Annotated in this window: 16 protein-coding genes; 14 read left to right on the top strand and 2 right to left on the bottom strand. The window is 52.3% G+C overall.

The annotated features are described in order from the left end of the window. The first annotated feature begins 10 nt into the window (after positions 1-10). Genes hisC through hisE form a run of 5 tightly spaced genes read left to right on the top strand, consistent with a single transcriptional unit; the run spans position 11 to position 3015 of the window. Positions 11-1066 carry a histidinol-phosphate transaminase gene (hisC, locus tag KQI64_RS02225; protein ID WP_216523146.1) on the top strand — a complete coding sequence of 352 codons (1056 nt, stop codon included), beginning with the start codon at positions 11-13 and terminating at the stop codon, positions 1064-1066. Continuing rightward, the gene (hisB, locus tag KQI64_RS02220; RefSeq protein WP_216523145.1) at positions 1063-1641 is read left to right on the top strand and encodes an imidazoleglycerol-phosphate dehydratase HisB; all 579 of its coding nucleotides are present in this window, start codon (positions 1063-1065) and stop codon (positions 1639-1641) included. Before hisC ends, hisB begins: the two co-directional genes overlap by 4 nt. Continuing rightward, entirely contained in the window at positions 1641-2360 is a 720-nt protein-coding gene (gene hisA, locus KQI64_RS02215; protein ID WP_216523144.1) for a 1-(5-phosphoribosyl)-5-[(5-phosphoribosylamino)methylideneamino]imidazole-4-carboxamide isomerase, read from the top strand. The genes hisB and hisA overlap by 1 nt, the downstream gene beginning before the upstream one ends. Further along, positions 2360-2674: a phosphoribosyl-AMP cyclohydrolase gene (gene hisI, locus KQI64_RS02210; RefSeq protein WP_216523143.1), complete on the top strand. Its 315-nt coding sequence runs from the start codon at positions 2360-2362 to the stop codon at positions 2672-2674. Before hisA ends, hisI begins: the two co-directional genes overlap by 1 nt. A gap of 8 nt (positions 2675-2682) precedes the next feature. Next, a complete protein-coding gene (hisE, locus tag KQI64_RS02205; protein WP_216523142.1) occupies positions 2683-3015 on the top strand; it encodes a phosphoribosyl-ATP diphosphatase in 333 nt (110 codons plus the stop codon). 58 nt (positions 3016-3073) lie between these two features. On the opposite strand, the gene KQI64_RS02200 is transcribed toward hisE, so the two are convergent. Continuing rightward, positions 3074-3271, bottom strand: coding sequence for a hypothetical protein (locus KQI64_RS02200; protein ID WP_216523141.1), 198 nt, complete (start codon positions 3269-3271; stop codon positions 3074-3076). Between the two features lie 180 nt (positions 3272-3451). On the opposite strand from KQI64_RS02200, the gene mtaB reads away from it, so the two are divergent. Further along, positions 3452-4747 (top strand): tRNA (N(6)-L-threonylcarbamoyladenosine(37)-C(2))-methylthiotransferase MtaB, encoded by a 1296-nt coding sequence (mtaB, locus tag KQI64_RS02195; protein ID WP_253289155.1) that lies wholly within the window; start codon positions 3452-3454, stop codon positions 4745-4747. Here the strand turns inward: mtaB and KQI64_RS02190 are convergent. Next, positions 4739-5947 (bottom strand): glycoside hydrolase family 10 protein, encoded by a 1209-nt coding sequence (locus KQI64_RS02190; protein ID WP_216523140.1) that lies wholly within the window; start codon positions 5945-5947, stop codon positions 4739-4741. The two genes, mtaB and KQI64_RS02190, sit on opposite strands and share 9 nt — an antisense overlap. 22 nt (positions 5948-5969) lie before the next feature. On the opposite strand from KQI64_RS02190, the gene KQI64_RS02185 reads away from it, so the two are divergent. The 8 genes from KQI64_RS02185 to KQI64_RS02150 all read left to right on the top strand — a co-directional run bounded on the left by KQI64_RS02185 (position 5970) and on the right by KQI64_RS02150 (position 15733). Continuing rightward, complete coding sequence (locus tag KQI64_RS02185; protein WP_216523139.1) at positions 5970-6242, top strand: DUF1294 domain-containing protein; 273 nt, start codon at positions 5970-5972, stop codon at positions 6240-6242. After that, positions 6235-7113: an RluA family pseudouridine synthase gene (locus KQI64_RS02180; RefSeq protein WP_216523138.1), complete on the top strand. Its 879-nt coding sequence runs from the start codon at positions 6235-6237 to the stop codon at positions 7111-7113. Before KQI64_RS02185 ends, KQI64_RS02180 begins: the two co-directional genes overlap by 8 nt. A gap of 85 nt (positions 7114-7198) precedes the next feature. Then, complete coding sequence (gene nusB, locus KQI64_RS02175) at positions 7199-7633, top strand: transcription antitermination factor NusB (protein WP_216523137.1); 435 nt, start codon at positions 7199-7201, stop codon at positions 7631-7633. Next, positions 7630-8574 (top strand): peptidase M22, encoded by a 945-nt coding sequence (locus KQI64_RS02170; RefSeq protein WP_216523136.1) that lies wholly within the window; start codon positions 7630-7632, stop codon positions 8572-8574. The genes nusB and KQI64_RS02170 overlap by 4 nt, the downstream gene beginning before the upstream one ends. Beyond that, complete coding sequence (gene xseA, locus KQI64_RS02165) at positions 8561-9778, top strand: exodeoxyribonuclease VII large subunit (protein WP_216523135.1); 1218 nt, start codon at positions 8561-8563, stop codon at positions 9776-9778. The genes KQI64_RS02170 and xseA overlap by 14 nt, the downstream gene beginning before the upstream one ends. Positions 9779-9781: 3 nt before the next feature. Continuing rightward, a complete protein-coding gene (locus KQI64_RS02160; protein WP_216523134.1) occupies positions 9782-13309 on the top strand; it encodes a DNA polymerase III subunit alpha in 3528 nt (1175 codons plus the stop codon). A gap of 125 nt (positions 13310-13434) precedes the next feature. Further along, positions 13435-15159, top strand: coding sequence for an indolepyruvate ferredoxin oxidoreductase subunit alpha (iorA, locus tag KQI64_RS02155; protein ID WP_253289156.1), 1725 nt, complete (start codon positions 13435-13437; stop codon positions 15157-15159). A 1-nt stretch (position 15160) separates the two neighbouring features. Then, entirely contained in the window at positions 15161-15733 is a 573-nt protein-coding gene (locus tag KQI64_RS02150) for an indolepyruvate oxidoreductase subunit beta (protein ID WP_216523132.1), read from the top strand. The last annotated feature ends 66 nt before the right edge of the window (positions 15734-15799 follow it).

The following is a 15799-nucleotide window of genomic DNA, read 5'->3' as shown; positions in this document are numbered from 1 at the left end:
GATGATTTCAATGTATACATTAAATGATAAGATAAAAAACCTTGTTCCTTATGAACCTATCAGCGGCACCTACGAGGTGCGGCTCGACGCGAACGAGTGTCCCGACAATCTCCCGGAATTTGTGCGTGAGGAAATCAAGGCTGAAATCGACAGGCTCGCCTTCAATCGCTATCCCGACCCGATGGCGACCGCTGTCGTCGAGGCTTTTGCTTCATACTACGGAATAGACCCGGCGCTTGTAACCGCGGGCAACGGCTCGGACGAGCTTATTTTCCTGATCGAAGCCGCTTTTCTCGAGAAGGGCGACAAGATGCTCGTCGTATCTCCCGATTTTTCGATGTACAACTTCTATTCCTCTATCTGCGAGGTCGAGTGCGAGACCTTTATCAAGAATGACGACCTCGATATAGATGCAGACGCGCTGATTGAGAAGGTCAACGGCGACGGGATAAACCTCGTAATGTTCTCAAATCCCTGCAACCCCACGGGCAGAGGAATCACCGCCGAAGAAGCGCGCAGGCTTGTAACTTCTGTCGACGCGCTCGTTATCCTCGACGAAGCCTATATGGACTTCTGGGACCAGTCCCTGCTCGATGAGGTAGAAAAGTATTCGAACCTGATTATCTTCCGCACCGCGTCGAAGGCAGTAGGCTCGGCAGCTCTCCGTTTAGGCTTTGCTGTAGCCAACGAAACTATTTCACGCGCGATCAAGGCGGTCAAGTCGCCGTATAACGTCAACAGCTTTTCTCAGGCTGCCGGCGCGGTGATCTATAAAAACAAAGAATATTTGCAAAACCGTCAGAAAACGATTGTCAAAAACCGCGAAACATTGTATAATGGTCTGGTAAGTCTCGGAAAGAGTCAGCCGGACTTTACCCCGATCGAGAGCGTCGCAAACTTTGTATTTGTCCGCACATCCCGTGCCGGGGAAATCTTTGCCTACCTCAAGTCAAAATCTATCGTTGTCCGCCTTATGGGAAGCTATCTGCGCATAACGGCTGGCACAGAGCAGGAGGTAGAGCGGGTTCTTTATTCTATAAAAGAATATTTTGAGGTGACAGCATGAGAACTGCGACCGTAAACAGAAAAACTAAGGAGACCGACATCAGGCTGTCTCTCTGTCTTGACGGAGGAGAGGTCAGCATTGACACAGGCGTCGGCTTTTTCAACCATATGCTCAATTCCTTTGCGACCCACGGCGGCTTTGGTCTTACCGTAGAGGTTGAGGGTGATTTGGAGGTCGACGAGCACCACACCGTTGAGGATACGGGAATCGTGCTCGGCAAGGCGTTTGCCGAGGCTCTCGGCGACAAGGGCTCCATTGAGCGCTTCGGCAGCTTTTATGTTCCCATGGACGAGGCCCTTGCCTTCGCGTCCGTAGATGTAAGCGGCAGACCGTTTCTTGTATTCGACGCGGATTTTCCGCAGGTTCGCTGCGGAGATTATGACTGCGCGATGACCGTTGAGTTTATGAGGGCATTCGCGTTCAACGCGGGCATAACCCTGCATCTTAAATCCGTTTACGGCGACAATTCCCACCACATCACCGAAGCTCTGTTCAAGGCGGCGGCTCACGCAATGCGTCTCGCCGTAAAACAAAACGCCTCGGGCAAGCCGTTATCCACAAAGGGAGTGTTATAATGTACATTTTACCCGCTATTGATATATATCAGGGCAGCGCAGTCCGCCTTCTCAAGGGCGACTATTCCACAGCAAACAAGGTCGCTTCTTCTCCGTACGACGCGGCGCGTTCCTTTGCCGAAGCGGGCGCTTCGATGATGCACATGGTCGATCTTGACGGAGCCAAGGACGCTAAGCTCGTAAACGCGGATCTGATCGCCGACGTAGCGAAATCCTCGGGTCTTTCCGTTGAGGTAGGCGGCGGTATCCGCGACATGAAGGCTGTTGAATACTACCTTTCAAGAGGAATTGACAGAGTCATTCTCGGTTCCGCGGCTGTGAAGAATCCGCAGCTTGTAATTGATTCCGTCCGCGAGTACGGCGACAAAATCGTCGTCGGTATCGACGCAAAGGACGGAATGGTCAGAGCCGAGGGTTGGCTTGACAACAGCGAGATCAACTACATCGAGCTTGCCAAGCGCATGGAGGACGCGGGCGTGTGCACGATTGTCTTTACCGACATCAACCAGGACGGCACGCTTGCCGGCCCGAATCTCAAGCAGCTTGACGAGCTTGTCAACAGTGTAAGCTGCAACATCATCGCCAGCGGCGGCGTTGCGGTGCTCAAGGATATCCTCAACCTCGCCGAGCTCAATGTATACGGAGCGATCTGCGGAAAGGCTATCTACAGCGGCACCCTCGATTTAAGACAGGCGATAGAAATGACGGAGAAATTGTAATGGATCTGGATAAATACTTTGAAAAATCAGAGCTTATTCCCGCGATCGTGCAGGAAAAATCCACAGGCGAGGTTCTTATGCTCGCCTACATGAACCGCGAGAGTATGCAGCTCACCCTTGAAACGGGTTTTACCTGGTTCTGGTCACGGAGCCGTCAGGAGCTGTGGAACAAGGGCGCGACCTCGGGTCATCTGCAAAAGGTTATCGATATTTATGCCGACTGCGACGACGACACCCTGCTTGTAACTGTAGAACAGACAGGCGCCGCGTGCCACACAGGAAACCACAGCTGCTTCTTTAAAAAACTGAAATGAGGAATAATATGAACGACAGAGAAATACTCTCCGCGCTTTACGCGACGGTTGAAAACAGACGCGACAACCCCAAGGAAGGCTCCTACACCTGCTATCTGCTCGACAAGGGTCTGGATAAAATACTGAAAAAGGTGGGCGAGGAGTGCAGCGAAACTATCATCGCGGCAAAGAACGGCGACAACAGCGAGACCGTCTATGAAATCGCCGACTTGATCTACCACCTCACCGTAATGATGGTTCAGCAGGGCATTCCGCTTGAGGACGTTCTTTCAGAGCTTGACAAGCGCAGCGAAAAGACCGGCAACCTCAAGACCTTTCATCAGGTAGATAAGAATAGTTAAAAAAATAGGGCGTGCATTGCACGCCCTTGTGATTACATAGATATTTTTATTCGATTGATCAGCCGACTCTGCTGAGAACAAAGCTTGAAAGCGCGTTTTTAAGGCTTTCAGACGGCTCGTGTTCCATAAGAAGCTCGACAGGCTTATGAATGTCGAGAGAAAAGACGCCGATAAGTGAATGAGCGTCCACGGTGATATCGCCGCTGCGCATCATCATCTGACTGGGATAGTGAGAGAGAATTTCGAAAATTTCCATTAAACCGTTTTTGTTCATTGCTGAAATAGGCAGTGAATACATAAGCGCGCACCTCATTATCTGAAAATATCTTTGTCGTAATCTTTATTACAAAGATATAATACCATTTAAACGGCAAATAATCAATCAATTATTACAAAGTTTTACAAAATCAACATTTTCAATAAAAAGGACTCAATAATGATGAATTTTAATGTAGTAACGCTGGGCTGCAAGGTAAATCAGTACGAATCACAGGCTATGCGCGAGGACTTGATTGCCCACGGATATATTCCTTCAGACGACAAAGAAAAAGCGGATATCACTATCGTCAACAGCTGCACCGTTACTTCTGTCAGCGACGCCAAAAACCGCAAGCTTATCAACCGCCTTCGCAGAGTTAACCCCGATGGAATTATCATTCTCACAGGCTGTATGCCGCAGGCTTTTCCAGAGGAGACGGAGCGTTTTGCGGGCTGCGATATCGTTCTGGGCAACAGAGAGAGAAAGCGCCTGATTCCCGCGATCGAGGAGTATCTGTCCGACCGCGGCAGACTCATCGACATTCCCGCACATATCTCCAAGGGAGCGCAGTTTGAGCCAATGACGGTCTCGTCCTTCAACGAGCACACACGCGCGTTTATCAAAATCGAGGACGGCTGCAACCGCTTCTGTTCCTACTGCATCATTCCTTACGCCCGCGGAAGAGTCCGCTCAAAGCCTGTTGACGAGCTCAGGCGCGAGCTTGAAGCGCTCGCTCAGAACGGTTACCGCGAGGTCGTGCTCGTCGGAATAAACCTCTCGGCTTACGGACAGGGCGAGGACTTTGACCTTGCCGACGCCGTGGAGACAGCGTGCTCAATAGACGGAATAGCCCGCGTCAGGCTCGGCTCGCTTGAACCCGAGCAGATGACTCAGCCGCTGATCGACCGCCTTGCCGCGCAGGAAAAGTTCTGTCCTCAGTTTCACCTTTCACTCCAGAGCGGCTGCGATTTAACGCTAAAGGCTATGAACCGCCACTACGACAGCGCGGAGTATATGGAGATCGTCAACCGCCTGAGAAACGCGTTTGACAATTCCGCTATGACGACAGACGTTATGGTCGGCTTCGCCGGTGAGACAGAGGAGGATTTCAAAGCCTCGATGGATTTCGTAAAGTCAGTCGGCTTCGCGAAGGTGCATGTTTTTCCGTACTCGCAGCGTAAGGGCACCAAGGCAGCGGACGCTCCCGGTCAGGTCGAGCCTGCAGAAAAGGAGCGCAGGGCAAAGCTCATGGGCGAGCTCGTCGCGAATGAAAGAAAAGCCTTTCTCGAATCCCAGACAGGTTTGGTCGAGGAGGTGCTCTTTGAGCGGCTCAGAAACGGATATCTTGAGGGCTATACGAAGAACTACACTCCAGTTCATGTCGATTCTGAGGATCACTCGCTCTGCGGCGAGGTGCGCAGGGTCAGACTGCTGTCAGTCGGCGACGACTGCTGTACAGGCGAATTAGTCTGATTTCAGCTCGCTGCAAAGATTTTTGATTTCCCCGGCGGCGTCCTCGTTTTCAAGATTTGAATAGCTGAACAGCATAATGCCTGAAAACTCATTTTTCTTTTTTAGAATATTATATTCCGTTTTTAGAATATCATTGCTTTCAAGCCATGTTCCTTCATCGGCGTCGGTTCCCGCCTTGTAGCCGGCAAGTCCAGCGTAAAGCCTAACGCCCTCGGCGAGCGGCAGATCGCACCAATCCTGCGCGGCGTTTTCAAAGCCCAGCTTAGGATTGTCCGGGCTGAAATACAGCTGCGGACAGATGTAATCCGCAAAGCCCTTCGCGCAGCACCAGCTCACCACATCGGCGGACAGAGCCGCGTTGTTGTCGAGGTTGCCCTGAGGGGAGATCCCGAATACGATATCCTTCCCGGTGTTATGGATTTTCATATATATTTCCGACAGCAGGATATTGACGTTCAGCTCGCGCCACCTTTCAAGACTCAGCCCCTCCGTCGGGTGCGAATCCAGATATTCCGAATACTGAGAATAATCGGCTTCTCCGATATCGGCGGGGTAGAAGTAGTCGTCAAACTGAATTCCGTCGACGTCGTAATTTTCGGCGATCTCGAGCACTCCGTCCTCAATAAGCTCTCTCGCTTCCTCTCTTGACGGGTCAAGAATAACGCCGCTGTCTGTTTCAATGCACCATTCGGGGTGAGTGACGAAAACGTTTTCATCGCAAAGCTCAGACGGAACTCCGTTTGCCGAAACGCGGTACGGGTTGACCCAGGCGTGAATACTGAGCCCGAAGCTGCGGCATATTTCGCACATTATTTTAAGCGCGTCGTAAGTCGCGTCCTGACCCTGAACAGAGGTAAGCACATGCGAAGCGGGGTAGAGCTGCGAGCTGTAGAGCGCGTCGGAAAAGGGTCTGACCTGAACGACCAGCGTGTTGAAGCCGAGGCTTTTGCAGGTGTGAGCCATGTGCGCGAACTTTTCGCGGAACGCCGGCTCGCTCTGATTATCCTCGTTTTCCATGCTCAGCTCCATATATGTTATCCACACTCCGCGCATTTCACGTTCCGGCTTTGCTTCTTCCGCTGTTGCCGCTTCTTGCGGCTCAGGCTCGGTTTTATCGGGCGGCGACGCCGCGCTGAATGCCAATGACGCGGCGAACAATAAAAAGCATAATGCGACCGGAACGATTTCTTTTACCTTCAATTTTCTCAACCTCGGTGATACTATGATATATTTTTATATTTACCTTGCGATTATCAGCCTTATCGCGATCATCATCACAATAAGCGACAAACGCCGCGCCCGCAGACATAAATACAGAATACGCGAGAGCGTGCTTTTGCTGTTTTCTGCGCTGGGCGGAAGTATTGCGATGTTCTTTACAATGCTGATTATCCGCCACAAGACTAATCATATTAAATTTATGCTGGGCATTCCGCTGATTATTATCGCTCAGCTCGCCGCTTTTTTCGTCGTATGGGGGTTTATCAATGGCTGAACCCCTTGTATTTACCGTCCCCGAAGAATGCGGCGGCATGACCGCGAAGTGGTTCCTCAAGAGCCGCTGCGGTCTTTCTACAAGAATGATAACACGCCTAAAGCGAGAAAAAGACGGAATCCTGATGGACGGAAAAATTTTGCGCACCATCGACCCGGTCGTTTCCGGCGCTCAGATCGTAATAAATCTTCCCGGCGAGGGCAGCTCGTTTATCGAACCGGTAGAGGGCAGCCTTGATATCCGTTACGAGGACGAGCATGTTCTTGTTGTCAACAAGCCGCCGTTCATGCCGGTACACCCCGTAAAGCAGCACCGGACTAACACTCTCGCGAACCTTGTGACCGCCTACGCCAAAAAAAGCGGCGCCGAATTTGTATTCCGCGCTCATAACCGCCTCGACCGCAACACCTCGGGGCTTGTGCTGATCGCCAAGGACAAGTATTCGGTTTTTAAGCTCAAGAATTCTGTCGACAAGACGTACTGCGCGCTTGTTCACGGCAGACTTGAGGGCAGCGGAACCGTCAATGAACCCATAGGCTTGCGCGAGGACTCAAAAATCGTCCGTCATGTACTCGAAAACGGCAGCCCGGCGGTCACGCACTATAAGTCGCTTTTCAGCTCAGAAGAATACTCGTGCATCTCGCTCGTTCTTGAAACGGGCAGAACTCATCAGATAAGGTGCCATATGAGCCATATCGGTCATCCGCTGCTCGGCGACGACCTTTACGGCGGCTCGCTCAGTCTGATAGACCGTCAGGCTCTGCATTGCGGTGAAATGAGCTTTATTCACCCGGTATCGGGCGAAAAAATTACCGTTACAGCTCCTGTCCCGGAAGATATGCAGGGGCTGATTGATAAAATTTCCGTATAACAGAACGAAGTGCGGTTTTTCCGTTTACATTTTTTCACCGGTGTGATATAATAAAATGGAATATTAATGTAAAGTTGGTTGTATTATGTGCGAAACAGAAAACAATGAAGTAAAGCTTACAAGAAGCGAGGCGAGAGAGCAGGCGTTTATGCTCCTGTTTTCAAAGTCCTTTGACGACGAGCCGCTCGAGGAGACGATTGAGGATAACGCCGAGATGTTCCGCGGCGGAGTCTGCGGTTACGCGCAGGCGGTCGTTTCAGGCATGGAGGTCAAGGGCGAGGAGATTGACGCCGAGCTGTCCAAGTATCTCAAAAAAGGCTGGACTCTCAAGCGCATTTCCAAGCCGTCGCTTGCGATTTTGCGCCTTGCCGCCTACGAGATACTCTACCTCGACAACGTGCCCGACGGTGTAGCCGTCAACGAGGCGGTTGAGCTTGCGAAAAAATACACGATTGACGAGAGCGCCTTTGTCAACGGCATTCTCGGCTCACTGGTACGCGCGAAAGAGGCGGAGAAATGAGCCTTTTTCTCGGAATCGATACCTCGAATTACACAACCTCAGTCGCGCTCTATAATTCCGCGACAGGTGAGCTCGTACAGAAAAAGAAGCTCCTTCCCGTAAGGGAGGGACAGCTCGGTCTGCGCCAGAGCGACGCGGTCTTTCACCACACAGCTCAGCTTCACACCCTTTTTACGGAGCTCATCGAAAACATAAACCCAAGAGAAATAGCCGCAATAGGCGCGTCCACTCGGCCGCGTCCGGTTGAAGGCTCCTATATGCCGTGTTTCACAGTCGGAGAAAACACGGCAAAAATTTTATCCGCCGTGCTCAGGGTTCCGCTCTTTGTGTTTTCGCATCAGGAGGGACATATCGCGGCGGCTCTGTACAGCGCAGGGAGAGATGATTTGTTTGACAAGGAGTTCCTCGCCTTTCACGTCAGCGGCGGCACCACCGAGGCGGTTATCGCAAAGGGCGACGGATACGGTTTTTCTGTGGATATGGCAGCAAAGACGCTCGATCTCAACGCGGGTCAGGCTGTAGACAGGGTAGGGCTGATGCTCGGACTGCGTTTTCCGTGCGGACCTGAGCTTGAACGCCTTGCGCAAAAAAATACCGAGCCGATCAGGGTACGTCCTACGCTCAAGGGCTGCGACTGCTGCCTGAGCGGCGTCGAGAACCGCTGCCAAAAGCTTTTGAATGACGGAAAAAGCAGGGAATATGTCGCGGCGTTCTGCATCGAATCCATACGCGCGTCTCTCGAAGCCATGACAGATGCGGTTTTTGAAAAATACGGATCTATGCCTGTTGTCTACGCGGGCGGAGTCATGTCGAATAAAATCATTAAAAATTCTTTTGTAGAAAAATACAACGCGGTTTTTGCCGAGCCTGTTTTCTCCTCTGATAACGCGGCGGGAATCGCTTATCTTTGTTACAGGGCGTTTGAAAATGTATACATCTAAAATCACAAGACCGACCGTGCTTACGGTTTCGCAGATCGACAGCTATCTGCGCAGCGTTCTCCAGAGCGACCCGCGCCTGATGAACGTCATAGTGACGGGAGAAATCACCGATCTGAAATCTCCTTTTTCGGGCGCGAAGCACAACTATTTCATGCTAAAGGACAGCGGCGCGGTAATAAACGCCGCAATGTTCATGGGCGATTCGTGCCGCGTGGTGTTCCGCCCCGAGAACGGCTTGAAGGTCATCTGCCGCGGCAGGATCGATTTTTATCCGCCGAGCGGACGGCTGCAGCTCATTATCGAGGATATGCAGCCCGACGGAATAGGCGCGCTGAGTCTCGCGTTTGAGCAGATGAAAAAAAGGCTCGAATCCGAGGGCTTATTCGCCGCAGAGCACAAGAAGCCTATCCCTCAGTTCCCGCGCACGGTCGGCGTTATCACTTCTCCCACGGGAGCGGCGATAAAGGACATCACCCACAATATCAGCATGCGTTTTCCGTGTGTTGATATTATTCTTTATCCCACGCTTGTCCAGGGGGAAGCTGCGCCTACACAGCTTGTCGCCGCCGTCAGGGAGCTTGACGCTTCCGGCTTGTGCGACACAATAATAATCGGCAGAGGAGGCGGTTCGATCGAGGAGCTTTGGGCTTTCAACGACGAAGCGCTCGCACGGGCGGTTTATGACTGCAAAACCCCGATAATCTCCGCCGTCGGTCACGAAATCGACCACACGATCTGCGATTACGTCGCCGACGCAGCGGCTTCAACGCCCACAGCCGCCGCTGTTCTCGCAGTGCCAGACCGTATGGAGCTGAAGGCAAAGTACAGCTCGCTGCACAGGGCTATGAATTCTGCGGTTAACGAAGCCTACGAGTTAAATTCCAAGCGGCTGACCGAGCTCGGACGTATGATCGACGCTCTTTCGCCGCAGAAATCCTTTGATAAATACGACGGAAATCTCAGGCTGCTTGAGCATCGAATGCAAAACGCGGTTGACCGCAAGCTCAGCGACTGCGGGCATATCATCAAATCAGCGGCGGCAAAGCTTGAGAGCCTTAATCCGCTGACTGTACTTGCTCACGGCTATTCGATAGTCGAAGCGGACGGAAGGCTTATCAGAAGCAAGACTCAGATAAATAAGGGCGACAAGCTCACCCTTACCTTTTCGGACGGAAAGACAACCGCCGTCGCCACAGGAGAATAAATTATGGCATTCACACATCTCCATGTTCATACCGAATACAGCCTGCTTGACGGCGCGTGCCGTATAAGTCAGATCGCTGCCGCCGCAAAAAGAAAGGGCTTTGACTCCATCGCTATCACCGATCACGGCGTCATGTACGGAGTGATAGATTTTTACCGCGCCTGTATCAAGGAAGGCATTCACCCCGTGATCGGCTGCGAGGTATATGTCGCGCCAAAGTCGCGGTTTGACAAGACAAATTCCTTTGAAAAATACTACCACATGGTATTGCTCTGCGAAAACAACACAGGCTACCACAACCTGATAAAGCTCGTATCTAAGGGCTTCACCGAGGGCTTTTACTCAAAGCCGCGTATCGACGACAGCCTTCTCGAGCAGTACCACGAGGGACTTATCTGCCTGTCAGCCTGTCTTGCGGGCGAGATTCCGCGCAAGCTTTCCGCGGGTGATTACAACGGCGCCAAAAAGAAGGCGGAGTATTACCGCGACCTGTTCGGCAGGGACAACTTTTTTATTGAATTGCAGGATCACGGCATCGATGAACAGCGGCGTATTATCCCTGATCTGGTTCGCATCGCCGGCGAAACAGGCGTGGGACTCGTCGCCACGAACGACAGCCATTATATAGAAAAAGAAGACAATGTAATACAGAACATTCTCCTGTGCATACAGACCAACCGCACCCTCGACGACCCCGACAAAATGGAATTCAAGACGAACGAGTTCTATCTCAAGACCGAGGACGAGATGCGCGAGGTATTCTCAAAATACCCGCAGGCGCTCGAGAATACCCACGACATAGCCATGCGCTGCAACGTCGATTTTGAATTCGGCGTGCGCAGACTGCCGCACTACACGGTTCCCAATAACGAAGACCACCTTGATTACTTCCGCCGTCAGTGTTACAAGGGTTTGTACAGGCACTACGGCGAAAACCCCGACAAAAGCCTTGTCGACCGCCTTGAGTACGAGATAGGAATAATCAATAAAATGGGCTTTGTCGATTATTTCCTGATAGTAAACGATTTTGTGCAGTACGCCAAGTCCAACGGAATTCCCGTAGGACCCGGCAGAGGTTCGGGCGCGGGTTCGCTGTGCGCCTACTGCATAGGAATAACCGCGGTTGACCCCATAAAATACAACCTGATATTCGAGCGCTTCCTGAATCCGGAGCGAGTCAGCATGCCGGATTTCGACATTGACTTTTGTGCCGAACGAAGGGGAGAGGTCATCGATTACGTAGTCCGCAAGTACGGCGAGGACAACGTAGTCCAGATCGTCACCTTCGGCACCCTCGGCGGCAGACAGGCTATCCGCGATATCGGCAGGGTGATGGGAATGTCATACGCTGCTGTTGACGAAATCGCTAAGATGATCCCGCGCGAGCTGGACATAACTATCGCCCGCGCGCTGAAGGCGAATGACAAGCTCCGCCGCCGCTATGACGAGGATCCTCAGATAAAGGAGCTGCTCGACTACGCCATGCGCGTCGAAGGCATGCCGAGACAGTCGGGCATGCACGCGGCGGGAGTTGTTATCACTGAAAATCCTGTTTCCGACTACGTTCCGCTCTCAAAAAAGGACGACAACGTCGTTACCCAGTTCACAATGACTACTATAGAGGAGCTCGGACTTCTAAAAATGGACTTTCTCGGTCTGAGGAACCTCACCGTAATAAGCGACGCTGAAAAGCTTATCAGACGTTCACACCCCGATTACGATCCCGAAGCAATGCGCGACGACGACCCTGCGGTCTACGATTTGTACTCAAAAGGGCTTACCGAGGGCGTGTTCCAGTTCGAGAGCAACGGTATGAAGAGCGTTCTGACGCGTTTGAAGCCCGACAGGATCGAGGATCTGATAGCCGTTGTATCTCTCTACCGTCCGGGACCCATGGACAGCATCCCGAAATACACCGAGTGCCGCCACAACCCGTCAAAGGTGAAGTATAAGCACCCGCTGCTCAAGGATATCTTAGGCGTGACCTACGGCTGCATAGTCTATCAGGAGCAGGTAATGCAGATTCTCCGCACTCTTGCGGGCTACAGTCTGGGCAGGGCTGATATCGTCCGCCGCGCGATGAGCAAGAAAAAAGCCTCCGTCATGGAGCACGAGAGAGATGTTTTCATCAACGGTGAGACCGACGAAAACGGCAATATCATCACAGAGGGCTGCCTGCGCAGAGGAATTGACAGGCGCGTCGCGGAGTCGCTTTTCAACGAGATGGAGAGCTTTGCCCGGTACGCGTTCAACAAGTCCCACGCCGCCGCCTACGCTCTTGTTTCCTACAAGACCGCGTGGCTCAAGGTTCATTATCCGCGCGAATACATGGCGGCGCTTCTCTCGAACTTTCTCGACGACCAGAGCAAGCTCGCCAAATACACAGCCGAGTGCAAGACCCTCGGCATCCGTGTTTTGCCGCCGCACGTCAATTTCAGCATTCTCGGCTTTTCGGTCAGCGGCAGGGATATCCGCTACGGCTTGCTCGCCGTAAAAAATCTCGGCAGGCAGTTTATCGACCAGATCGTATACGAGAGACGTCAGAAGCCCTACAGCTCATTTTACGACTTCTGCAAGCGAAACTACGGCAGGAGCATGAACAGCCGCGCGCTTGAAAGCCTGATAAAATGCGGAGCTCTTGACGGCTTGGGAGCCAACCGCAGACAGATGCTCACCATGAGCAAGGCGGTTCTCGATGACCTTGACTACGAATCGAAGCACAACCTCAACGGTCAGATGTCGCTTTTTGACATGGGCGGCAGGGAGGTGAAATCCACCGAGCCTGTGGTGCCTGAGCTGCCTGAATTTCCCGATGACGAGCTTCTGCGAATGGAAAAGGAGATCGCGGGAATGTACATCAGCGGTCACCCGGTCGACAAGTGCTCATTATTCTCAAAAAGAATTAAAGCGGACAGCATAGGAGAGATAATCTCCGATGAATCCGAGTACCGCGACAGGCAGAAGGTCACGGTCGTCGGCATAGTCGCAAAGGCGAGCACGATCCAGACGAGCACCCACAAGCTCATGGCTTACGCGACGGTCGAGGATCGCTTCGGCTCGATTGAGCTGGTGATTTTCCCGAACGTCTACGAGCGGTGCGCGCTTCATCTGATAGAGGGCAACGTTGTAATGGTAAAGGGCACTCTCGATTTCAGGGAGAATCAGTCCGCTAAGATCATCTGCGATTCGGTTGACAAGGCGCGCCCGAACGAGGAATGTGAAAACACTCCGCTGCCCGCGCAGCAGGCGGAGAATATAAATTCACAAGCTTCAAAGCCTTTGCAGAATCCCGGCGTTATCCCGAAGAATCCGACGGCGCTCTATATCAAGATAGACGACCTCAATACCGAGATGTACCGCCGCGCAAAGCGTGTGATCGATATTTTTGACGGCAGGACGCCGGTGATATTCTATCTGGCGGACACAAAGCGTCAGGTCAGGGCTCCCTCGAATATGTGGGTCAGCCTAAACGACGTGATGATCCGCGAGCTCAAACACCAGCTCGGGGAAAAGAACGTTGTCGTTAAATAGAAATTGTTTATGAATACTTGTAATTGTATTCGTTATATGTTATAATATAGTTTAATTTGAATAAAAACTGCTGTGCTTATTGTACAGCGGTTGTAATGGAGGATTAATTTCAAGTGAAAAAGTTAATGTTAGGCAACGAGGCAGTAGCCAGAGGTCTTTACGAAGCGGGCGTCAAGGTAGTGTCAAGCTACCCCGGTACGCCTTCTACCGAAATCACCGAATTTGCCGCGAAGTATGATGAAATCTACTGCGAATGGGCTCCCAACGAGAAGGTCGCCACAGAGGTCGCGTTCGGTGCGTCACTGCGCGGCGTGCGCAGCGCCTGCGCGATGAAGCACGTCGGACTCAACGTAGCCGCCGACCCGCTCTTTACGCTCTCATACACGGGCGTTAACGGCGGTATGGTTATTTTCGTCGCCGACGACCCTGCTATGCATTCCTCACAGAATGAGCAGGATTCCCGTCACTACGCTATCGCCGCCAAGGTTCCCATGCTCGAGCCCGCGGATTCAGCCGAGGCAAAGCTCTTTGTCAAGGAAGCGTTTGAGATCTCCGAAAAGTTCGACACTCCCGTAATCGTCCGCATGTGCACACGCATTGCGCACTCACAGGCTGCGGTTGAGCTCGAGGACAGAGTAGAGAAGGAGCTTCCCGCTTACGAAAAGAATCCTCAGAAATATATCATGGCTCCGGCAAACGCTATCCGCAGACACCCGTTTGTCGAGGAGAGAACCAGAAAAATCGCTGAAATGTCCGAGACCAGCTCTCTCAACCGCGTCGAGTACGGCGGAACAGAGAAGGGCATCATCTGCTCGGGCACCTGCTACCAGTATGTCAAGGAGGTATTCGGCGACAGCGTTTCAGTGCTCAAGCTCGGCATCGTAAACCCGCTTCCGACTGAGATCATCAGGGATTTCGCTTCCAAGGTAGACAAGCTCTATGTTGTTGAGGAGCTCGACGGAATCATCGAGTCACATCTCAATTCTCTCGGAATTCCCTGCACCGGCAAGGAGATGTTCTCACCCATAGGCGAGTACAACCAGACCACTATCCGCGAGGCTTTCGGACTTTTGCAGCCTGAGAATGTTTCTCTCGACGCGCCTGTACCGGTCCGTCCGCCCGTAATGTGCGCCGGCTGTCCTCACCGCGGACTGTTCTACACCCTCGCCAAGCATAAAATCACCTGCCTCGGCGATATCGGCTGCTACACCCTCGGTTCGGCGGCACCGCTGTTCGCTCTCGATTCGACCCTCTGCATGGGCGCGTCTGTTTCGGGACTTCACGGCTTCAACAAGGCGGGCGGCGCCGACAGCGAGAAAAAGACCGTCTGCGTCATCGGCGATTCAACCTTCATGCATTCGGGCATGACGGGTCTTGTAAACGTTGCCTACAACGGCTCGAATTCCACCGTAATCATTCTCGATAATTCAATCACCGGTATGACGGGTCATCAGCAGAACCCGACGACCGGCTACAATATCAAGGGCGACCCGGCTCTCGCGGTCAATCTCGAGGCTCTCTGTCATTCAATCGGCATTGAGAGAGTAAGAGTCGTAGACCCGTACAACCTCAAGGAGTGCGAGGAGGCTATTCTCGAGGAGCTTGCCGCTGACGCTCCCAGCGTAATTATTTCGCGCAGACCCTGTATGCTGCTCAAATACGTCAAGGCTAAGTCTCCGGTTACCGTTAACAAGGACAAGTGCGTAGGCTGCCGTCAGTGCATGAAGCTCGGCTGTCCCGCGATCAGCATCAAGGATAAAAAGGCTGTCGTTGACTTCACCCAGTGCGTAGGCTGCGACGTCTGCACCCAGCTGTGCAAGCTCGGCGCGATTGAGAAAGGAGACAGATAAAATGGAAACAAAGAATGTAATGATCGTCGGCGTAGGCGGTCAGGGAAGTCTCCTCGCAAGTAAGCTCTTAGGCGCTCTGCTCGTCGCGGAGGGTTACGACGTAAAGGTCAGCGAGGTTCACGGCATGAGCCAGCGCGGCGGTTCCGTAGTCACCTACGTCCGCTTCGGCGACAACGTCTATTCTCCCGTCATCGCAAAGGGCGAGGCGGATTACATCATCTCGTTTGAGAAGATCGAGGCAGCCCGCTATGTTGAAAACCTTCGTCTGGACGGAAAAATCATCGTAAACACACAGATGATCGACCCGATGCCGGTTATCACCGGAGCTGCCGAGTACCCCGAAAACGTCCTCGGTGAGCTCAAGGCTAAGGGTGTGTTCGTCGACGAGATCGACGCGCTTTCACTCGCGCAGCAGGCAGGCAATGCCAAGAGCGTAAACATCGTGCTCATGGGCAGACTTGCCAAGTATTTCCACATCGAAAAAGAGAAGTGGATCGAAATGATAAAGAAAACCGTAAAGCCTCAGTTTGTTGACGTCAACCTCAAGGCTTTTGAATTGGGTTATAATTATTAAGGCATAGCCGCTAACGGGAAAAAGCGGCAGCGCATTTAATATAATGGGTTTATATTAGGAATAATA

The organism is Lachnoclostridium sp. MSJ-17, from assembly GCF_018918205.1.
Classification (GTDB): domain Bacteria; phylum Bacillota; class Clostridia; order Oscillospirales; family Acutalibacteraceae; genus Ruminococcoides.
Note: the sequence above shows the minus strand (reverse complement) of the source record. Positions and strands in the feature narration are given on the sequence as shown.